This window comes from Synechocystis sp. PCC 6714, from assembly GCF_000478825.2.
GTDB lineage: Bacteria > Cyanobacteriota > Cyanobacteriia > Cyanobacteriales > Microcystaceae > Synechocystis.
This window is the reverse complement of sequence record NZ_CP007542.1, coordinates 1,516,366-1,536,886: the sequence shown is the minus strand read 5'-3', so window position 1 is coordinate 1,536,886 and position 20,521 is coordinate 1,516,366. Positions and strand designations below refer to the sequence as shown.

The following is a 20,521-nucleotide window of genomic DNA, read 5'->3' as shown; positions in this document are numbered from 1 at the left end:
TGTTCTTTCTTCCATTGCAAGTTTTGCGCCCCATTAGACCAAAAGAGCTACGGAATTCTGACTATGTCAATGAATTGGGCTCCCCACTTCCCATGGTTCACAATCAGTGGGACTAGGAGTTAGGTTCCGTATCTATCCCGCAAATCATGGCTGAGATGGGAACGATCGCCCATCACTTCGATTAAAGGACCATGCTCGGACATGGTGACAATGCTCACCGCCGCCACTGGCATGCCAATCCGGTCTCGAAAACGGCCAATGTCAATGCCCAGCAAGCTGCAGAGCATAATGCGGATGGTGGATTTGTGGGACACCACCAACACATTTCCCGTGGCAAAGGTTTGTTCAATTTCCTCCAGCACTTCGGAGCTACGGCGGGCAATGTCAATACCTTTTTCTCCGCCGGAAGGGGCATTCCAGCCCGGGTCCGCCAACCACCGCACATAATCATCGTGGAATTGTTGATTAACTTCGGCGGGGGTTTTCCCTTCCCATTGCCCATAGGCAATTTCTTTTAGGCCGTCGCGTTTTTGAATGGGGAGATTAATCAATTCACTCAAAGGGGTAGCAGTGGCCATGGTTCGGTGCAAAGGGCTGGCGAAAATAGCTGTCCAAGGCACATTTTGATAGGCTTCGGCAAACTGATGGGCCATCTGATAGCCATGGCTGGTGAGGTCAATGTCCAGGCGACCGCAAAAGGTCCCCGTTTGACTGGAGGTGGTTTCACCGTGGCGGAGAAAATAGAGGTTAAGGGTCATAATGGGTATTTTTTTAGATATTTTCTGCCGATTTAAGGCTAATTAGTTTCAATTAGGGCAATTTTGCTGGCTAGACTAACTACTTAACAAGGTTCAGGGTACAGCTTCAATGGGTAGTTATGGTTCCACCCGACGCCAAGTGCAGTAGGGACAATCATTTTCCCCTACCGCATTAAATCTCATATATTGTCCTGGCAAAACATTTTCAAATTTGATTGTTTTGGTGTCACCCTCCTTGGTGCACTGGGCTGTAACCACGGTGGCGGTGGCGGAATCCACTTGGCAGTCGATGGTGGTAATAACTTCACTGCTGTCAGCAACGCCCATCTGTAGCTGATTGCCGCTAATTTTCAGGGAAACCATGCCAAACATTAAATTCAGCAGTCCGGATAATGCTTCGATGTCTTCCTCCGGCCTATAGTCAGGGCTTTGTCTGTACGCTTCCATGGTTTTTTCGTAATCGAACTTCCAGGTGCCCTGAAAAGCTTGCAGTCCATTGCCTAAAATGGCATTTGGGGGAGCATTGGTGCTATTGTTTCCGGCCTTGGGGGCCATGGTGGGGGGCAAATTTTCCCAACAACGGGAATCATACTGTGCTAGTTCTCCCATCTCGGCACAATCTAAGGCGATCGCCGGGGAGGAGATGACCAGAGTTCCTAGGTAAACACTAGCCAGGGTGGGCACTACAGCGGGCAAGAAAGCTAGGTTGAGGGAAAAGAAATACTGATTACGCATGGGGGCAGAGGGGAAAAGGGGCGCAATTGCAAGGCCGACCAGGGCAAAGGAGGTGGTAATGGCGATCGGGAGCGGGAACGGTATGATGATGCCCATGGCCTTTGCCTATGACCTAAACAACCCCAATCTATGGATGGCTTATTGGCAACGATTCCGAGTAATCCCTTAATCGACTTCACCATTTTATTACTGGTGACCCTGATCCTGCCGCCCATTTTTGAGCGGTTGAAGTTACCAGGACTAGTGGGACTTTTGTTCGCTGGCATTGTGCTGGGCAAGAGTGGTCTGGGGGTGCTCAACGAAGATTCGGAAAGCATCAAGCTCTTCACCGACATTGGCAAAATTTATTTAATGTTTGTGGCGGGACTGGAAATTGACATGGTGGATTTCCGCCGGACCAAGAACCGCTCCTTACTGTATGGTTCCCTGACCTTTGCGGTGCCGTTGCTGACGGGGTTGGCCGTTGGTTTAACCTTTGGCTACTCCCTCAATGCGTCTGTGTTGCTCGGCTCTCTGTTTGCTTCCCACACCTTGTTGGGTTATCCCATTGTCCAGCGGTTGGGCATAGTACGGAATCAGGCGGTGATGGTCACCATTGGGGCCACAATTTTCACTGACATTGCCGCTTTGTTGGTTTTGGCCATTTGTATTTCCATCCACAGTGGCAGTTTTTCCCCTGCGGGCTTGGTGGTGCAATTGGTGGCGATCGCCGTTTACAGTGCCTTGGTTTTAATCGGCTTTGATTGGGCGGGACGGGAATATTTTCGTCGCACGGGGGATGAACAAAGTAACCAGTTTTTATTTGTGTTGTTGGCGGTTTTTCTGGCCTCAGTGGGGGCGGAACTGATCAATGTAGACAAAATTGTCGGTGCCTTTCTGGCGGGGCTGGCGGTCAATGATGTGCTGGGCAACGGGCCAGTGAAGGAAAAGGTTGAGTTTCTGGGCACTACTCTATTCATTCCTTTTTTCTTTATTGGTATTGGGCTGCTGTTGGATTTACCAGCTTTTATGGTTACCCTCACCACACTATTTCCCTTGGTGGTGGCCATTGTGGCCGGGTTAATCCTTTCCAAAGGAGTGGCGGCGATCTTGGCGCAACTGAAACTAGGGTATAGCTGGGCCGAAGGTTTAACCATGTGGTCTCTCTCCATTCCCCAGGTGGCGGCTACATTGGCGGCGGCGGTGGCCGGATACCAAGCGGTTAATGCCGCTGGCGATCGCCTGGTGTCGGAGACGGTGTTAAACACCATTATTGTTTTAATGCTGATCACGTCCATCGTTGGCCCGTTAATGACGGCCAAATTTGCCCCCAAAATTCCGATTCCCAATGGTTTGTCCAGTTTGGAAGATGACTTAAACGATCCAGAGGAAAATGGAGCCGTGACCCTGGTCCCTCCAAAGGCTTCCACCTTTACCGTTCTGGTGCCAACCCAAAATCCCCAAACCCTGGGTTATTTATTGGAAGTAGGAGCCCTGATTGCCCGCCATGAAAGTGGAGTGGTGATTCCCTTGGCGATCGCCAAAGCGCCGGTGCACATGGATGATCCTGGGCTGACCAGCCGGTTAGCTAAAAATGAGCTGTTATTGCAACAGGCCACGGAACTGGCCACTAATCTAAAAGTCGATGCCCACCCAGCCCTCCGTATCGACGACGATGTGGCCCGGGCCATCAGCCACACGGCAAGGGAAAAAAATGCTGACTTAATCATCATGGGTTGGAGCCAACAATCCCTGGGTTTACGGGCTAAATTATTCGGTAGCACCATTGACAGCGTATTTTGGTCGGCCCATTGTCCGGTGGCGGTGATGCGGTTATTGTCTGACCCCCGTTCTTTCCATCGCATTTTATTCCCAATTAAAAACCTCACTCCCCAAACGCTGGAGCTATTCCAGTTCACCCAGCGGTTAGCGGAAACCAATGGAGCCATCGTCACCCTGCTCCATGTTTGTCCCCACAACACATCCCCCGCCCAGGTACAAGCATTTAAAACGGAAATGGAACGGTTTTTAGGCCAGTGCCAGGCCACGGCGGACTATCCCATTAAAGTCATTTGCCATGATGACGCAGCTAAGGTGCTTGTGCGGGTCTCTCACACCTTTGATCTAGTCGTGCTCCGTTCCTTCCGCCGGCGATCGGTGGGGGGAGTAGCCCTGGGGGAAGTGACCGATAAAATTTTGCGGGAAATCACCAGTTCCTTCGTTTTATTTGGCGATCCCTATGCTTAAATTTTTACTGGGGGTAACAATCGGAAGCGGTGGAATTGGTCAGTTTCTCAAATACTGTCTAGGTTAGGTGAAATATACAAAAAATGCGGACAATTTTAATTTAGAGTACATGGGAGACACTGACAATTGATGACTAAAATAACTCTGGTTGTTTGGGACAAAGTTAATCTCAAAAACTGCCAGAGTCATACATCTGCGTAAAATCTTCCCAGCCAAAAGGCAAGATTTTATTGCGGCTCCGGCAGGGGTGGTTTCGGTTTTCTCAGACCATCGGGAGGATAGCAAGCTTCTCCAGCATCAAACAGTTCTTGGAGTTTCTGCACATTATCGGGATGTTCAAAGACCGGGCCACGGATGCCGTAGAAATCCTTAACGCCCACAAACCGTCCCGTAATATCGTGGGGAAAGCCCCAAAGACTGGTTTGCAAAAGTACTGCCTGATCTTCTGGTAGGGGCAAAGGTTCATTGCCATGGTCAATACGATTAATGCCCTGAAAACGCTCTAGGGTGCCATAGCCCGGTGACCAGACATTATAAAAACCCCGCACATTATCCTTGCCGGGGGTTTCATTGCGAAAGAAATGTACGGAACCCTTGGGAGAGAATAAAATTTCCCCCTGTTTTTGCACCACGGATCCTATTTTGATGGGGGCAAGATTGATCCCCGGTACTTGGCCGGCTTTGATGGTTTCCTGTTTCTCCTGGGCACTGTAGAGTCGAATTTGAGAATTTTCCGTCGAGAAAAACCATTCGTCGTTGTCAAGATGGAAATGGGGCGGCGGCCCTGCATTGGGGAGCAAGATGGTTTCCGACATCTCGTATAGTCCGCAGGTATCAGGAATTGTCCGTAAAAAGACCACAATATCCTTGCCAGGGGTTTGGATGGCCTCGGGATTTTTCAAGAATCGGGGCATTGTCAACTTCAAACCTGTGACAGGGAAATCATAGGTAATTCTCTCGGTCATTCCCCGACGATTCGTTTCGGAAAATGTATAGTCCCCATCCGCCATGGGGGTATAAAGACTGTTTTTAGGGTTATTGGCCAAACTCGGTAGGAGGGTTGCCACCAGAATAGCTAGGGTGGTAGCGGCTCCCACGAGCCAAGCCCAGGGAATACTCCGCCAACACTTTAGTCTTTGCAGTAATGAGTTCATTGACCCGATCCTTAGGTAAATTCAACGATCTTCACATATCTTGGCAGAGACTGGTCAAGCCAGACCCTTGCCCGGGCCAATGGTAGAATGGAGGCTGATTTGAGCCTTGTTATCGGGTTCCTACGTGGGAAATTACGAGGCAGCTCAAACCTTTCAAACTGCCTTGGAGTAATTGCATGACTGACTCGCCCGATCGCCTCATTGCGACTGACCTCAGAAACGAAATGTCACAGTCATACCTGGAATATGCCATGAGTGTGATTGTCGGGCGGGCGTTACCCGATGCACGGGATGGGCTCAAACCCGTTCATAGACGGATTCTCTATGCCATGTATGAATTGGGGCTAACCCCCGATCGCCCGTTTCGGAAATGTGCCCGGGTGGTGGGGGAAGTGCTGGGTAAATACCATCCCCATGGCGATACGGCGGTGTACGATGCCCTGGTGCGTATGGCCCAGGACTTTTCCATGCGGGAACCGCTCATTGACGGCCATGGTAACTTTGGCTCCGTGGATAATGACCCCCCCGCGGCGATGCGGTACACCGAATCTAGGCTCAGACCCCTTTCCACTAACTCGTTACTGCGGGATATTGAAGCAGAAACCGTAGATTTCATTGATAACTTTGACGGTTCCCAACAGGAACCCACTGTTCTCCCGGCCCGCATTCCCCAACTGTTAATTAACGGTTCCTCCGGCATTGCGGTGGGCATGGCCACCAATATCCCCCCCCACAACCTCGGGGAAGTAATCGACGGGGCGATCGCCTTAATTCGTAACCCGGACATTACGGAACAGGAATTGATGCAGATTATTCCCGGCCCCGATTTTCCCACCGGGGCCCAGATCCTCGGGCGATCGGGCATTCGGGAAGCCTATTTAACCGGCCGGGGTTCCATCACCATGCGGGGGGTTGCTTCCATTGAAACCATGGAATATCCTGGCCGACCTGATCGGGATGCCATTATCGTCACCGAGCTACCCTACCAAACCAATAAAGCCGCTTTAATTGAACGCATTGCCGATCTAGTTAACGAGAAAAAAATTGATGGCATTGCCGACATCCGAGACGAAAGCGACCGTGATGGTATGCGGATTGTCATCGAACTGAAGCGGGATGCCTACGCCCGGGTGGTGCTCAATAATCTTTATAAACAAACCCCCATCCAGAGTAACTTTGGGGCTAACCTGTTGGCGCTGGTCAACGGCACTCCCGAAGTTTTAACCATTAAAAAATTCCTGACCGTCTTTTGGGAATTTCGCATTGAAACCATCACCCGTCGTACCCGCTACGAATTGCGGAAAGCAGAAGAACGGGACCATCTGCTCCAGGGCTTATTGATTGCGTTGGATAACCTGGATGCGGTTATTCGTCTGATTCGGGGGGCGGCAGACACGGCCTCTGCCAAAACGGAACTGGTGGAAGGCTTTTCCCTCTCCGAAGTGCAGGCCGATGCCATTTTGCAAATGCAACTGCGCCGGTTAACAGCTTTGGAAGCGGATAAAATCACCGCTGAACATGATGAACTGCAAGCAAAAATTGCCGATTTTCGGGATATTTTAGCCCGTCGGGAAAGGGTCAATGCCATCATCGAAGAAGAATTGGAGCAAATTAAAGCCATCCATGCCACCCCCCGCCGCACGGTCATTGTCCAAGAAGATGGGGAATTAATTGACACCGATTTAATTGCCAACGATCAAGCCCTAATTTTATTAACAGAACAGGGGTACATCAAACGGATGCCCGCCAGCACCTTTGGCACCCAAAATCGGGCCACCAGGGGTAAAGCCGCCGCCAAAATCAAAGAAGACGATGGGGTGGAGCATTTCCTTTCCTGTTGCGACCACGACAAAGTGTTGTTCTTTAGCGATCGGGGAGTGGTTTATAGCCTCAATGCTTACCAAATTCCCATTGCTTCCCGCACAGCCCGGGGGGTGCCTATCGTACAAATGTTGCCCATCCCCAAGGATGAAAAAATTACCTCCCTGGTGTCCGTTTCGGAATTTGACGATGATACCTATTTCATCATGTTGACCAAGCAGGGCTATATCAAAAAAACGGCCCTCTCAGCTTTTAGCAATATCCGGGCCAATGGGTTAATTTCCATTTCCCTGGTGGAAGGAGACCAGTTGCGCTGGGTACGCCTAGCTAAAGCGGAAGATAGCGTCATTATTGGTTCCCAAAAGGGTATGGCTATCCATTTCAAAGCGGATCAGGATGAACTACGGGCCCTCGGTCGGGCCACCCGGGGAGTCAAATCCATGCGCCTGCGCTCCGGTGACGCCCTGATTAGTATGGATATTTTGCCCAGCCAGGTGGTGGCCAATATTGCCGTTAGCTCCGAAGATGAACCTGAAGAAGATTTGGGTGCTGATACCGATGCCATTTTGGAAGAAAGCGACAATCCTGGCCCTTGGTTGTTGGGGGTAACTATGAAGGGTTTCGGGAAACGGGTTCCCATTGGTCAATTCCGCTTGCAACATCGGGCGGGCCTGGGGGTCAAAGCAATCCGTTTTAAATCCAAAGATGACCAACTAGTGGCTTTGCATGTGGTCAACGCCGACGATGAGTTAATGATTGTCACCAACCGGGGCATTATTATCCGCCAATCGGTCAATGATATTTCGCCCCAATCCCGTAGTGCCACTGGGGTAAGGGTACAACGGTTAGATGCCGATGATGCGATCGCCGCTGTGGCCCTGGTGCCTCCATCTGGTGAGGAGGAATTGGCGGAAATGTCGGAAAGTGAAGAGAACTAATGGACTCCCAACCTACTGCCACCATTACCCTGGCCGTTGTGGGCGATATCCATGAGCAATGGGAATTAGCAGACCACCAAGCCCTCCAGGCAATCTCCGCCGATTTAGCCCTGTTTGTGGGGGATTTTGGCAACGAATCATTGCCGGTGGTCAGCTTAATTGCCTCCTTGGCTATCCCCAAGGCAACGGTATTTGGTAACCACGATGCTTGGTTCACCGCCTCCGATTGGGGTCGAAAAAAGTGCCCCTATGATCGTCAAAAGGAAGACCGGGTAAAAGCTCAGCAGGAACTACTGGGGTTGGCAGATGTTAGCTATGGCCGCCGGGATTTTCAGCAATTTAACCTCTCGGTGGTGGGGGGACGGCCATTTACCTGGGGGGGCAATGAATGGAAAAACGAACGATTTATGCGGGAACGGTATGACATAGAAAACTTTACCCAGTCCCAAACCCGGATTGCCGCAACGGCCATGGCTAGCCCCCATGAAACGTTAATTTTTCTAGCCCATAATGGTCCCAGCGGCCTAGGAAATCAGGGAGAGTCCATCTGTGGTCGGGATTGGAATCCCCTGGGGGGTGATTTTGGGGATCCCGATTTAGCTTGGGCGATCGCCTCCGTGCGGGAACAGGGTAAACGGGTACCGTTGGTGACCTTCGGCCATATGCACCATCGCCTTAGACATCGTCAGGATCGCCTCCGGGAGAGGGTTTATGTGGATCAGCAAGGAACGGTATATCTGAATGCGGCCTGTGTGCCCCGTATCCAAACGGAAAAAGACGGTTTGCCCCCCGGAGATCGGGCCCGTAATTTTTCCCTGGTGACTTTGGTTAATGGTGCAGTGGAAAAAATCGCCCTGGTTTGGTTACGAAGTAACGGAGAAATTATCAGCCAGGAAACCCTTTGGATTAGTGCTCATTAACCTACCTAATTTTCCATCAACGGAGGGAGTAGGGTTTTTCCAGGCCATGGCTTTCCATCAGGATTTCGTTACCCATAATTTCCCGGGCCGGGCCGTCAGCGACCATTTGCCCTTGGTCAATTACCATTACCCGATCGCAGACTTCCAGCACAAATTCTAAATCGTGGGAGGAAATTAGTAACGTTTCCCTAAACTGACGCAAAAAATTAATCAACTGACGGCGGGCTTTAATATCTAGGCTAGCGGTGGGTTCGTCACAGAGCAAAATTTTCGGGGCCATGGCCAGCAATCCGGCGATCGCCACCATTTGCTTTTCTCCCCCGGACAGATGCTGGGGCAAACGATCCAGCAAACCGGCGATGCCCGTGGCCCTTACTGCTTGGTTAACCCTCTCCGTTACTTCAGCCGGGGACAAACCCATATTTTGCGGCCCAAAGGCAATGTCATCCCAAACGGAGGTGGCAAATAGTTGGTCAGTGGGATTTTGAAATAATAGTCCCACTTCCGGTAAAAATTTTCCTGCTTGCAGGGGATTATTCAATAGCTTAATGGTGCCAGCACTGGGTTTTAACAGCCCGCAGAGTAGTAAAAACAAGGTGGTTTTGCCGCAACCGTTATGGCCAATAATGCCTAACCTTTCCCCTGGGGCAATCTGCCAGGATAAATTGTTCAACACCGGCTCTTGGCCGCCATAGGCAAAAGATAATGCCTGCACCGTAATTGCTGGTGGTATTGGTAATTTGGTTCCTTCCTCCTCTAAACTTCGATCCATGCCCCGCACATTGGTTAAAATCACCAGCTCACCTCCGCCACCACAAAACCAATGGCGATCGCCAATACGGCCACTGTTAAGCCTAAATCCGTCGGAGATTTTCCTTGGCCCAGGGTGTTAACCTGGTTGACCTTTGGAGATATTGCCTGACCATAACCCCGCAGAGCCATGGCTTGGTAAACCCGTTGGGATTGTTCATAACTACGCAGTAAAAGATTCCCCAGCAAAAAAGCCCACTGTTGCATTGATCGCCGTTTTTCCCGCCGTTGTCCTAAGCCCCGCAGTTGCATTGCTTGGTGCATGGTGCTAAAAGCGTGGCCGATGTCATACAGGTAACGGTAAGCCAACAGGGCCATATCCGCCATCAGGGGTGGCAAACCTAAACGGCGCAGGGAAGTAACCATGGTTAAAAAAGGAGTGGTGCCAAAGAGAATAAAACCTAGGCTGAGGATGCAGAAAAATCGTCCGGCAATGAGCACCATAGCTATTAATCCCTCTTGACGAATACTGAGCCAGCCCCACTGTCCCAGCACTGTTTCCCCGCTGACAAAGGGAAGCAAAATAACCGCCGCCAGGATGAATAGGCCAGGATAGCTCCACCGTTGCAGTAAAAAACTAAGGGGTAAATCGGATAACCAATAAAGCAAGGCAGTTACGGCCACCATGGGAATAATTAACCAAGCTTGCTTTACCATGGCCAAAGCAAACATCAACGCCATCAGACTAAACAGTTTTTGTCGAGGCTCCCAACCATGAATTGGCGATCGCCCAGGGACATAGGTTTCCAGCGCCATTAACCCCATTGTTAACTCCCCAATAATTCCGGTTTAGTCCGTTGCAGAAAGAGAACTACCATGGCGGTGAATATACCTTCTAGCAAGATCAGGGGTAAATGTCCCAACGCCAGCACCATAATCGCTCGATATTCAACAGCAGCATTTAAGCCCGTGGGCAAACTGGTAACGGTGAGGGCAATAAAAATTAGCACCGTTAAAGCCAAACCACCACTGCCCCCGAGAAAAGCACCAATGCCCGTGGCCCAGGGCTCCGGCAGAAATTTTTCTAATCCATGGCGTAGTTGAAAAATGTAATAGGCCCCTAGGGCGGGTAAACCCATCAACACTCCATTGATGCCCAGGGTGGTAAGCCCCCCATGGCCCACCATCAAAGCTTGGAAAAAGAGGCCAATTAAAATGGCCGGCAGGGCAAAATAGCCCAGTATTACCCCCAACAGACCATTGAGAATTAGGTGGATGCTCACGGGAGGCAGGGGAATATAAATGGAAGAGGCAACAAAGAAAGCGGCCGTCAGCAAAGAAGCTTTGGGAATATTTTCCTGGGCGCGGCCCTGGCGGTTAATTTGCCGTAAACAATACCAAGTGGCCAATCCCGTCACCGCGTAGCCCCCCGCCACTATCTGGGGTGGCAATAGACCATCGGGAATGTGCATCTAGGCCCTGCCCTCACCTTTGCTTCTGCTAAAAAATAGGGCGGTGCCCACAAAGCCCCAAATTACGGCCCCAACGGTGATGCTCCGTTGCAGAGGAGACAGGACGGCAGTGCCATTAGACATAGAAGCGATGGTGAGCTGGGGATCAGTTTGATTGGAGTTAGGGTCAGGGGAATCCTCGCTGGTGTTGACGGTGTCACTACCAATATTGTTACCCGCTGTTTTCGGTTGCCAAGGTATGGTGATCATGCTTCCGTGGCCCCCTTGCCGCACTGTCACTTCCCAATTGCCAGGGCGATCGCCTGCTAGGGTGAAGGTAAATTTGCCCTCTTTGTCGGTGACCCCTGTTAACCAAGGTTCGGTGGAATTATCTGGGGCATAGACTAAGACTTGGGCTTCGGCCATCGGTTGCCCGGAGTCGTAATGGGCCGCCACGGCGATCGCCTCCACCGCCTGATATTGAATTTTCACCCCATGGGCAAGGCCCGGGGATGTTATCCCCACTAAGCCCGCCCCAACCATAGTTAATAAAACAGAGAATTTCATCGGTTCAAACCCACGTTGCGACAATGTCCTTCCCCCACATGGCCGATGTTATCCAAAACCTGCAAAAAAACCTGATATTCTGCTTCCGGTAAGGACTTCTTCAGGGTTTCGGTGTTGACCGCAATTTTGCCGTCCTGGGCAAAAGCCAACAGAGGTTCAAAGCCAAAGGAGCCAAGATTAATTTCACTATCGGCTGGGTTTTTTCCCTCCCCAAACAGATGGTCAAGGTGGAATGTTGCCTCTAGATCAGCCTTGCCGCCAGGGGGGAGAATTCCCTTACGTTCATCGCCGACATAATCACCACAGACAAAGCCCAATTCCTCTTGTATCCCTAGTTTGAAAGGAATTGTTTGACCATCTTTAGTGGCTATTCCCTCTAGCAAAATCGAGTAACCCTGGGCGGGGCCTTCTGTGGCCAGGGGCATTTGCCAAGACAAAGCGTTAAATTTTCCCGCAGGAGCAGGGGTTTCCCCCACTAAAATAGTTTCTGCGTCTTTCCCCGCCACTGCTAAATCCACCACTGGGGGCCCCGGTATGGCGATCGCCACGGCGGTGTCTGGCAAGGGAGCATCGGTGCTGGCATCAAAGGCCGACTCTATCTGGTAGGCATTAATCTCCGCCAAAGAGACATAAACGTGGTCAAAGTCTAGAGACCAGCCATCCTTAGTGGTTAGACCCTCCCGGGCCCTTTCTTCTCCATTGGCCCGCACCAGCAAAGTTCCTTGGCCAACCATAGGGGAGGATGTTTCTTTCATCTCCGGTGGAGAAGACGTTAGCCCATCACAGGCAGATAAAAACATTAACAGCGGCGGTCCCAAGACAAAGCCGGCCTTAATTGGCGATCGCATATCTTTTCCTTAAAGCACAAACAACGGTCTTTTCCCGTGGATAACAGCAGGCAAAATTTACCTGACACTGGGTAGATTAAAAGCACAACTCCCACTTAACCTTGGCTGTCTGAAAAGTACAATGCCCACTGGGGGGAGGGGGGAATCAAGTTCTTCCTTTTTCCCTGTTCCGCCCACAGATCTTTGTTAACTTCAGTAACAATAGATACCATTGTCGAGATTGACCAGGATTTTGTGTTATGTTGAATGTAAATCTAAATGTAAGCTTTTAACTGCCTTTCGGAGGGTAGAAGTAATGAATAATCGTAAACGTGTTTTGACCCAAACGGCGATCGCCCACAAAGAAACCCTGCGTCAGAACCTCCAACACCGTTTAGAGCGGGCCCGGGCCACCGGCAATCAGTCCCTAGTGAGTCAACTGGAAGCGGAAGCTGCTTATCTCCACCTGTAAGTTTGGAAGGGAATAAGCTCCAAAGCTCAAAGGATGCCAACAAGAGAGTTGACTGACAGTTGAGACAAAGTTTGCAAGAAATTTCTAGAGTTGATGGCGATTTATCCCAAGGGTAGATCGCCTTTTCTGTTAAAATTTAAAGCTGGTCCTTAAAGCGGCCACCCAGAGGGGATCCCGGCCATTGGCGGGGTTAATACCAATCCAAAAAGCTGGGGTGAGGGAAATATTATCGTTGAATTGGTAAAGGTAAAAGGTTTCCACAAACCAAGGGGCATCGGTGGTGGCGGGGGTAATATCGGGCAAATTGTTGTTATTGCTAATGAAAGAAGCATAGGGAGGCTGTCCCACTGATACCACACCGACGTTACCCTCCTTACCCAAATCAGGGAAAGCAAAGCTCACTTTCCAGTTCCAAATATCTGCTTTGTCCCCCTGGCGATCGCCACTTTTGGCCGTAGCATCGCTGTACATACCCCAACCTTCGAGGCTAAACCAATCGGCCAATTGCCAAGTCCAAATCACAGCGTAATGATTGGTGCTGCTGGCGGCATCATCAAAGGGATTGTCTGTGTTAGCCAAGCCGGTGTAACCCAAAGCGGAAAAACTATCGTATTGCCCCTGGGGAATGTAGTTATGGAGGTAGGAAAAGGCCACCCCTGTGTTGGCGGCGGGAGCGTAATTTAACTGGGCCCCTACTCCAAACTGACCATTGAATAACCCTTCACTTTGGTTGGGGGAAAAGCCCTTACCGGCGGAATAAAATGCCCCTAATCCCAACTCATCGGTGAAATTGTAGGAAAAACCCGCCCCTGGCCCGGAATTATCGTTGGGCAAATAAATAGGGGCGATCGCCCCGAAAAAGGACACGGCCCCATCGGTGAAGGAATTGGTATAGGGAGCCAGGGGGTCCATGATGTCATCCATGGTGATGCGATTACCCGCTAGCCAGATGCGGGTCCGATCGCCAACGGGGAAACTGTACTGAACTTTATTAATATTAAGATTGCCCTGTTCTTCAGTGGCGGCAAAGTTAAAGTCGGTTAAATTACTCCCCCCCCGCGCCAAGAAAAAGTTAGCCGATTGCAGGCGCACCAAGAGATTATCTTCTCCAGAAAAACTAGTATTAAAATTAATGCGCTGACGAAAGTTAACCGTGACTTGACCATTTTGCACTGGTTGATCCGGTGGGCCGTCCGCCTGTTCACTGCCTCCAACCCCGGACAAAACCCAAATGGAATCGCCAGTTAACTTAGTAGTAACAGAAAACTGACGGTCTTCGAGATAAGCAATGCGGGTTTCTAGGTTATCAATACGTTGCCCATAGGCTTGTAATTCCTGTTGAAATTGTTGGGCCAAAAGCTTGAGCTTATCAATATCCTCCCGTAAAACCGCTGCATTTTCTTGAAGCAAACGTTCCATCACATTCATGCAAGCATTCAGCCCAGCGGCAAATTCCCAACGGCTCAAAGGGCGATCCCGCAGGGATCCGCTACGCGGCGCGCCACGGTAGGTACGATCAGGGTAACCCACAATGCAACCATAGCGTTCCACCAAACTGGTCAGGGCTTCATAGTCCCAATCCGTAGGTTGTACGTCCCGTAATTCACTGACGTTGGTGACCTGGTTTAGGGCAGTAGATTGTCCACCATTTTGCAAGCTATGCACCGAGGTTTGGACATTGTCATCCACAGCAAAAATACGACCTAGCCGTCGCCGTTGGGGAAAAGTAGAATTTCTCGTTAAGGACTGAACTGAATTGTCAGCAATGATGGACTCCGCCAGGGCAGATTTTGTATTTTTTCCTTCCCCAATACCCACTACTAATACACCAATAACTACAGCAGATAACCAAGAAAATTGCTTAGAAGTGATCATCGTTTTGTTTACTGAAAATTATTCAAAAAAATTGAGTATTGGATACAGTGACAAAATTGCTGGCGAGGAACATTAAAAAAAAGAAAAAACAAGGGTTAAGCAGAGGCGGCTTTCTTTTTAGCCCGACCAATGGGATCCATGTAACCTTCTAGCCACTTAAAGATAAAGGAAGAAATGGTGGTCAGGAGCAAGTACACCAGGGCTACGGCAATGTACACTTCAAACGCTCGGTAGGTGGTGGCCACAATTAACTGTCCTTCCCGGAATAACTCCTGGAAGCCAATGACAGCGGTTAAGCTGGTGTCTTTAATTAGGGTGATAAATTCGTTACCCAGGGGGGGCAAAATACGGCGAAAAGCTTGGGGAAAAATGACTTCCTTCATGGTTTGCCAGGGGGACATACCCAGGGATTCGCAGGCTTCCCACTGGCCCTGGTCAATGGATTGGATACCACCCCGAATAATTTCCGCTAGATAGGCGGCCACATTCAGGCTGAGGGCAATAATAGCGGCCGGAAAGCGGTCAATGGACCAGCCCAAGCCAATCTCCTTAAACAGAGCCGGCAAACCGAAGTAGATGATGAATAGTTGCACCAACATGGGGGTACCCCGGAAAAATTCCACATAGATGCGGAAGAGCAATTGTAAGGGCTTAATGTCGGAAATTAAGGCGATCGCCACTCCGGTGCCACCGATCAAACCGAAGAAAACGGAAAAGGCGGTGAGTAGAACGGTGAGGATAGAACCCTTGAAAAGATTGCGGAACAGAGTAATAAGAAAGTTATCGTTGGGGTTAGCTTGACTCCGTTCCGCCAAAGCTTGGGCAGTGCCTACTTTACCCACCAGGGAAGGAGCGACTAAGGGCAAAAAGGGAGGATTGGTTTCCCCAAACCATTTTCGATAGATGGCGTTATAGGTGCCATTTTCAATGATTTGGAATAAACCCTGGTTTAGCACTTCTCTAATTTGGTTAATTTGCCCGGGGGGAGCTAGGGGCATAGCAATGCCGTAATAGTCTTCACTGCCAACATCAGCACTAATTTTGACGTTCTTCAAACCCGCATCTTTGATGGCATAGAGCAGTACTGGGCGGTCATTGATCACCGCATCGGCGTTGCCGTTGACCAATTCCTGGAGAGCAGAGGTAATGGAATCGAAATTGGTAACATTAGCCCCAGGTACTTTGGTTGCTACCATGGCCCCGGTGGTCCCGATCGCCACCGCCAATTTTTTCCCTTCTAAGTCTTTAATACTTTTGACGGTGTCATTGTCATCCCGTACGGCGATCGCCAGCACAGATTTGAAATAGGGACTGGAAAAAGAAACCGATTGGGCCCGTTCCGGGGTGATGGTGATGGCACTAATGGCCGCCCCCACCGTGTTGGATTGCAAGGCCGGAATAATGCCGTCAAAGGGATAACCCTGAATATCAACGGTGACCTGGGCTGCTTCTCCGATAGCCCGAATCAAATCCACATCAAACCCAGTTAATTGCCCCGTGGCCTCGTCGGTCATTTCAAAGGGGGGAAAGGTTGGTTCCGTAGCCACAATGATGGTTTGGCGGGAAACCTGGGAAAAGGCCGGTAATAACGGTATGGCGATCGCCAACAGTACTCCCAAGGCCAACAATAGATAATAACGCCAGGTTTTGCCCCAATGGCCCAGTTTAACCATGCCCTTCACTCCTCACGTTGGCGGTAGTTCCTTGGCATTTTCCCCCAACGGGGATTATTGCGGCGGAGACTAGCAAAAAAATTAATAAACTTTCCATAACCTTTGCTAGTATTCTCGCAAAACCCGACCAAAACAGCATTGGAGAATACAGTATTCAAAGTATTAGTTTTGTGCTTAACAGAACATGTTTCCTTTCGAGATTCAATTAAAAGTAAAATTGAGTTGGCGGTCGTAAAAATTGAAGCATGAAAGGATTTAATCACAACCAGAAACAAAGATCTATCGTAATTTTGTTTACCCTAGCTCTGGTGGTGGCGATCGCCATTATTGGCATCAGCAAATTTGATCCATCGGGGTTGGGGCAATCCCTAGCCCGGACCGATCCTCTGCCCCAACAGCAGAATATTAAAGTTTATTTCAACCTCAATGATGCCAAAGGAGCTGATTTCATCGATCCCGACCGCGATTTTAAACGCCAGGGGGACAATTTTGAGCAAATAATCATAGAGCAAATTAACCAAGCCCAATCCAGCATTGACCTAGCGGTGCAGGAATTGCGCTTACCCCGCATTGCCCAAGCATTGGTGGAGAAACAAGCGGCCGGTGTACGGGTCAGGTTGGTGCTGGAAAATATCTATAATCAAACCATTAAAGAAGCGGTGGAGGCGAATAGGGATCCCTACCGTTACCGTGCTCCCCTAGCCTATTTGGATCAAAATCAGGACGGTCGCATCAGCGCCACAGAAAGTGCTGAACGGGATGCCGTCGAAATTCTCCGCACCCACAAAATTCCCCTCATTGATGACACGGAGGATGGCAGTAAAGGATCAGGGTTAATGCACCATAAGTTCGTGGTGGTGGACAACAAAACGATCATTGTTACCTCCGCTAACTTCACCCCCAGCGATCAGTACGGGGATTATGACGATCATTTCACCAGGGGCAATGCAAATAATTTATTAGTCATACAATCCCCTGCGGTGGCCCACCTTTTCACTGAGGAATTTAATTTGCTTTGGGGAGACGGCCCCGGGGGAGAAAAAAATAGTTTATTTGCCATTAATAAACCCAGAAGGGCCGCTAAAGTAGTCAAAGTCGGGGAAACCCAGGTGACCGTGAAATTTTCCCCCGATCGCCGGGCGGTGCCTTTTGCGGAAACAAGTAATGGTTTAATTGCCCAATATTTGAACCAGGCCCAGCAAAGGATTCAGTTGGCTTTGTTTGTTTTTAGTGAACAGCAATTATCCAATGTGATTAATCAAAGATTTCAGGCCGGTACGGAGGTTAAAGCTTTAATTGATCGGGGATTTGCCTTTCGTTACTACAGCGAAGGACTGGATTTATTGGGGGTAACCCTATTGGAAAATTGCTTAGAACAACCCGGTAATGCCCCTTGGCCCTTGGCGACGGAATTTGTCGGGACACCGGCCCTACCCAGGGGGGATAAATTACATCATAAATTTGCCCTGGTGGATGATGATACTGTGATCACTGGTTCCCACAATTGGTCCCCCGCCGCTAACCATAACAATGATGAAACGGTGTTGGTTTTACGGAACCCCCAAATAGCAGTCCATTACCAACGGGAATTAGATCGACTCTACGGCATTGCGGAATACGGTTTACCCCCCACAGTACAAGCCCGTATTGAGCGCCAGGAACAGGAATGTGCTAATCCCCAACCCAGTCCTAAACCTTTGGCCAAGGCCACCCCGAATCGTTTAGTTAACCTTAATCGGGGTAGTCAGGAGGAACTGGAAAGTTTACCGGGTATTGGCCCCAGCACCGCTGAAAAAATTATTACCACCAGGGAACAAAAGGCGTTCACCTCCCTAGAAGATTTAGGGCGAGTTAAAGGTATTGGCCCTAGTAAGATCGAGGGTCTGCGGGGAAAAGTTACCTGGTAATTTGCCGATAATTTAATGGCTGGGGACATGGTGAACCACATTGACCGCATCTCGCAAAACAATTCCCCCTTGTACAGCTTCTTGCACAATGGGCAAAAACTGGTCAATCTTTTCCCGCTGGTCAATGAAAGTTAGAACAACTGGTAGGTCAGCAGATAGTTCAATAATCCCCAGTAACATCACCCTTTCCTGATTATGCTTACCGTAGCCAGTGGCCCCCCGCACCGCCGTAGCCCCTACTATGCCCAAGCGTCGGGCTTCTTGTACTAGGGCTAAATGCACAGCCCGTCCCTGCCATTGGTCCGCTTCCCCCACGTAAATGGTTAATTTTTCATAGTCTGTGGCTTGGTCGGCATTGTTGGAATTGTTAAAGTTATCCATGGCAGATTGCTCAAGCAAAGGGGAAAAAGTTTCTGGGTTTTGGTCAATGGGGGCATGGTGTACGATTTGCACCAATTCTTTGGTCACTAAACCCTTTTTAATTAAGGCTTGTAATTTGGCAACATATCTGGCGATCGCCGTTGGTTGATCAATAACCACTAGCACCATAATCATTTGCGGGGCCAATTCCAGGGTCCAATCCACTGCAATCTGACGACTTCGGGGGCCGTAGCCAATGGCTGTACGCATGACTGTTACCCCGGCTAAACCAAGTTGGCGGGCTTCTTCAATTAAGGCCTGATAAAGAAGTTTTCCCCCCAGGCGATCGCCCTCGGTAACGTAAATGGTTAACTGCTCAGCGTAGTACATGGACGGTGACTAGCCTAACTCAATGGCGCTGGAGATGGCCTAACCCAATCCTCCAATTCCACCACCATAACCGGTAGAACGCTGGTTTCTAACAAGTATCGGGAAACGGAACCCAATAGTAGGTCATCCAAAACACTGTGCCCCCGCTTGCCAATGATGATTTCCCCTGCTCCCTGTTCCTGGGCAATGCGGAGAATTTGCTCGGCCACTACTCCCTCGGTGGCAATCCATTGATGGCGAATATCAGCCAAAATTTCCTTTGTTTGTCCCCGTAGCCTTTCCATCCCAGGGGGATCCTCCAACTGGATTACGTGCAGAACGATTACCCTGGCATCATTACGGCGGGCCAATTCAGCCGCTTTGGTTAAAACCGATTTGGCGATCGCCGAGGTATCCACTGCGGCCAAAATAGTCAAGGATTGACTAACGGTTACCTTGGTGGGGTCCACTGCCCCTTTCTGCAATAACTTGGGGGCAAAGGTGGGAATGGCCCAGGCTCCCAACGGTGCAGTAACCAGAATAGATAGGGCCGCCATGGCTAAAATAACTTCTCCTCCGGCAATACCTTGGGTTAGTGGTACAGCGCCCAGGGCAGCTTGCACCGTGGCTTTAGCGGAATTTCCCGGCAGTAAAAATAATTTTTCCCGATTATTCCAATTACTCCCCAACGTGGAAATGTACCAACCCAATCCCCTTCCCAGCAATGTTCCCACCATTAACAGGAGCAGGCCCGGTAATAAGCTACTTTCTAACACCGACAATTGAATACTTGCCCCCAACAGCACAAATAAAAAAATTTCGGCGATCGTCCATAGCCCATCAAAGCTTCCCCGCAATCTCCGGGCCAAAGGACTATCTAGTTCAATGAGAAAAAAGCCTGTGGTCATGACCGCTAAATAACCAGAAAAAATGGGCAACTGGGTAGCGGATACTACTAAAAATAAGGCTAGGGATGCGGCCACCAAACCATCCTGCACCGCCGTTTGCGTCCAATTTTGCTTGGCTAACAAAGATACCAAAATTTTGGCCATGACCCCACCGCAGACAATCCCCAAACCAATTTGTAAAACAATCTGCAAAGGCAATAACTGTAACGGACTGAGGCTGATATTCCCCACCCTAAAACCCTCTGCTTCCCCCTGGGTTAAAAAAGCCAGTAGTAAACTGAAAACTAATAAAAGCAAGACATCGGATAAAGCACTGCCGGTCAGAATTGCGTCGGGAATACCTTTTTTCACTCCCCAGCCTAAACTTTTGAGCCGTAACATACCGGGGACGATCACCGCGGGGGATTCCGCCCCAATAATGCACCCCAGCAATAAGCCCGTGGCAAAGTCAAATTGAAACAGAACCATAGCCATCAGCGCCACGGCGATCGCCTCTAGGCTGGCGGGCAAAAATCCCAATCGGAGGGCAACGGAACCCTGTTGCTTAAGTTTTTCCCGGTCTAGTCCTAACCCTGCTTTCATTAAAATCACCATCACTGCTATGGTGCGTAGATCATCCGCCAAGACCAACATGGCCGGACTCAGGCGATCGCCCACTTGGGGCCCGAGAATAATGCCCACTAGCACCATGCCCACCAAAGCTGGTAGTTTGAGCCGTCGAGCTATTTGCCCCACGAAAAAACCCAGCAGAAGAATGGCGATAATACTAGATAACATTAGTTAGTTTTAAGGGCAAACAATTACGTCAAG

At 49.9% G+C, this 20,521-nt stretch carries 17 protein-coding genes; 5 read left to right on the top strand and 12 right to left on the bottom strand.

Annotated elements, in window-relative coordinates; all coding sequences use genetic code 11:
• Positions 1-119: 119 nt before the first annotated feature.
• Both D082_RS06855 and D082_RS06850 read right to left on the bottom strand, forming a co-directional pair.
• A complete protein-coding gene (locus D082_RS06855) occupies positions 120-758 on the bottom strand; it encodes a histidine phosphatase family protein (RefSeq protein WP_028948502.1) in 639 nt (212 codons plus the stop codon).
• Positions 759-875: 117 nt separating this feature from the next.
• Complete coding sequence (locus D082_RS06850; protein WP_238546872.1) at positions 876-1,589, bottom strand: hypothetical protein; 714 nt, start codon at positions 1,587-1,589, stop codon at positions 876-878.
• A gap of 33 nt (positions 1,590-1,622) precedes the next feature.
• On the opposite strand from D082_RS06850, the gene D082_RS06845 reads away from it, so the two are divergent.
• A complete protein-coding gene (locus tag D082_RS06845) occupies positions 1,623-3,719 on the top strand; it encodes a cation:proton antiporter (protein ID WP_028948500.1) in 2,097 nt (698 codons plus the stop codon).
• Positions 3,720-3,946: 227 nt separating this feature from the next.
• On the opposite strand, the gene D082_RS06840 is transcribed toward D082_RS06845, so the two are convergent.
• The gene (locus tag D082_RS06840; protein WP_051738720.1) at positions 3,947-4,873 is read right to left on the bottom strand and encodes a hypothetical protein; all 927 of its coding nucleotides are present in this window, start codon (positions 4,871-4,873) and stop codon (positions 3,947-3,949) included.
• Positions 4,874-5,049: 176 nt separating this feature from the next.
• Between D082_RS06840 and gyrA the strand changes: the two genes are divergently transcribed.
• Positions 5,050-7,632, top strand: coding sequence for a DNA topoisomerase (ATP-hydrolyzing) subunit A (gene gyrA / locus D082_RS06835; RefSeq protein WP_028948499.1), 2,583 nt, complete (start codon positions 5,050-5,052; stop codon positions 7,630-7,632).
• Entirely contained in the window at positions 7,632-8,552 is a 921-nt protein-coding gene (locus tag D082_RS06830; protein WP_028948498.1) for a TIGR04168 family protein, read from the top strand. Before gyrA ends, D082_RS06830 begins: the two co-directional genes overlap by 1 nt.
• Positions 8,553-8,568: 16 nt before the next feature.
• Here D082_RS06830 and D082_RS06825 read toward each other — a convergent pair whose 3' ends face one another.
• The 5 genes from D082_RS06825 to D082_RS06805 are packed head-to-tail and all read right to left on the bottom strand — an operon-like array spanning position 8,569 to position 12,168.
• A complete protein-coding gene (locus D082_RS06825; protein WP_193386686.1) occupies positions 8,569-9,423 on the bottom strand; it encodes an energy-coupling factor ABC transporter ATP-binding protein in 855 nt (284 codons plus the stop codon).
• Positions 9,345-10,127, bottom strand: coding sequence for a cobalt ECF transporter T component CbiQ (cbiQ, locus tag D082_RS06820; RefSeq protein ID WP_028948496.1), 783 nt, complete (start codon positions 10,125-10,127; stop codon positions 9,345-9,347). The genes D082_RS06825 and cbiQ overlap by 79 nt, the downstream gene beginning before the upstream one ends.
• 2 nt (positions 10,128-10,129) lie before the next feature.
• Positions 10,130-10,774, bottom strand: a complete 645-nt coding sequence (gene cbiM / locus D082_RS06815; protein ID WP_028948495.1) for a cobalt transporter CbiM — start codon at positions 10,772-10,774, stop codon at positions 10,130-10,132.
• On the bottom strand, positions 10,775-11,320 hold the full coding sequence (locus D082_RS06810; RefSeq protein WP_028948494.1) for a carboxypeptidase-like regulatory domain-containing protein: 546 nt from the start codon (positions 11,318-11,320) through the stop codon (positions 10,775-10,777).
• On the bottom strand, positions 11,317-12,168 hold the full coding sequence (locus tag D082_RS06805) for a hypothetical protein (RefSeq protein WP_028948493.1): 852 nt from the start codon (positions 12,166-12,168) through the stop codon (positions 11,317-11,319). The genes D082_RS06810 and D082_RS06805 overlap by 4 nt, the downstream gene beginning before the upstream one ends.
• A gap of 295 nt (positions 12,169-12,463) precedes the next feature.
• On the opposite strand from D082_RS06805, the gene D082_RS18740 reads away from it, so the two are divergent.
• Positions 12,464-12,619, top strand: coding sequence for a hypothetical protein (locus tag D082_RS18740; RefSeq protein WP_193386680.1), 156 nt, complete (start codon positions 12,464-12,466; stop codon positions 12,617-12,619).
• Positions 12,620-12,748: 129 nt separating this feature from the next.
• Here D082_RS18740 and D082_RS06800 read toward each other — a convergent pair whose 3' ends face one another.
• Together D082_RS06800 and D082_RS06795 are read right to left on the bottom strand one after the other, a co-directional pair.
• Positions 12,749-14,494 carry an iron uptake porin gene (locus D082_RS06800; RefSeq protein WP_028948492.1) on the bottom strand — a complete coding sequence of 582 codons (1,746 nt, stop codon included), beginning with the start codon at positions 14,492-14,494 and terminating at the stop codon, positions 12,749-12,751.
• A 95-nt stretch (positions 14,495-14,589) separates the two neighbouring features.
• Entirely contained in the window at positions 14,590-16,167 is a 1,578-nt protein-coding gene (locus tag D082_RS06795) for an ABC transporter permease subunit (RefSeq protein ID WP_028948491.1), read from the bottom strand.
• Positions 16,168-16,457: 290 nt separating this feature from the next.
• Between D082_RS06795 and D082_RS06785 the strand changes: the two genes are divergently transcribed.
• On the top strand, positions 16,458-18,074 hold the full coding sequence (locus D082_RS06785) for a phospholipase D-like domain-containing protein (RefSeq protein ID WP_238546871.1): 1,617 nt from the start codon (positions 16,458-16,460) through the stop codon (positions 18,072-18,074).
• Positions 18,075-18,086: 12 nt separating this feature from the next.
• On the opposite strand, the gene D082_RS18055 is transcribed toward D082_RS06785, so the two are convergent.
• Positions 18,087-18,824, bottom strand: a complete 738-nt coding sequence (locus D082_RS18055) for a DUF190 domain-containing protein (RefSeq protein ID WP_081857624.1) — start codon at positions 18,822-18,824, stop codon at positions 18,087-18,089.
• Between the two features lie 14 nt (positions 18,825-18,838).
• Positions 18,839-20,488 (bottom strand): sodium:proton antiporter, encoded by a 1,650-nt coding sequence (locus tag D082_RS06770; protein ID WP_028948488.1) that lies wholly within the window; start codon positions 20,486-20,488, stop codon positions 18,839-18,841.
• Positions 20,489-20,521 lie beyond the last annotated feature (33 nt).

Excerpts from the sequence above, each read along its gene's own strand:
- D082_RS06855 (WP_028948502.1), bottom strand. The coding sequence starts at position 758 with ATGACCCTTAACCTCTATTTTCTCCGCCACGGTGAAACCACCTCCAGT.
- D082_RS06850 (WP_238546872.1), bottom strand. The coding sequence starts at position 1,589 with ATGGGCATCATCATACCGTTCCCGCTCCCGATCGCCATTACCACCTCC.
- D082_RS06845 (WP_028948500.1), top strand. The coding sequence starts at position 1,623 with ATGGATGGCTTATTGGCAACGATTCCGAGTAATCCCTTAATCGACTTC.
- D082_RS06840 (WP_051738720.1), bottom strand. The coding sequence starts at position 4,873 with ATGAACTCATTACTGCAAAGACTAAAGTGTTGGCGGAGTATTCCCTGG.
- gyrA (WP_028948499.1), top strand. The coding sequence starts at position 5,050 with ATGACTGACTCGCCCGATCGCCTCATTGCGACTGACCTCAGAAACGAA.
- D082_RS06830 (WP_028948498.1), top strand. The coding sequence starts at position 7,632 with ATGGACTCCCAACCTACTGCCACCATTACCCTGGCCGTTGTGGGCGAT.
- cbiQ (WP_028948496.1), bottom strand. The coding sequence starts at position 10,127 with ATGGGGTTAATGGCGCTGGAAACCTATGTCCCTGGGCGATCGCCAATT.
- cbiM (WP_028948495.1), bottom strand. The coding sequence starts at position 10,774 with ATGCACATTCCCGATGGTCTATTGCCACCCCAGATAGTGGCGGGGGGC.
- D082_RS06810 (WP_028948494.1), bottom strand. The coding sequence starts at position 11,320 with ATGAAATTCTCTGTTTTATTAACTATGGTTGGGGCGGGCTTAGTGGGG.
- D082_RS06805 (WP_028948493.1), bottom strand. The coding sequence starts at position 12,168 with ATGCGATCGCCAATTAAGGCCGGCTTTGTCTTGGGACCGCCGCTGTTA.
- D082_RS18740 (WP_193386680.1), top strand. The coding sequence starts at position 12,464 with ATGAATAATCGTAAACGTGTTTTGACCCAAACGGCGATCGCCCACAAA.
- D082_RS06800 (WP_028948492.1), bottom strand. The coding sequence starts at position 14,494 with ATGATCACTTCTAAGCAATTTTCTTGGTTATCTGCTGTAGTTATTGGT.
- D082_RS06795 (WP_028948491.1), bottom strand. The coding sequence starts at position 16,167 with ATGGTTAAACTGGGCCATTGGGGCAAAACCTGGCGTTATTATCTATTG.
- D082_RS18055 (WP_081857624.1), bottom strand. The coding sequence starts at position 18,824 with ATGTACTACGCTGAGCAGTTAACCATTTACGTTACCGAGGGCGATCGC.
- D082_RS06770 (WP_028948488.1), bottom strand. The coding sequence starts at position 20,488 with ATGTTATCTAGTATTATCGCCATTCTTCTGCTGGGTTTTTTCGTGGGG.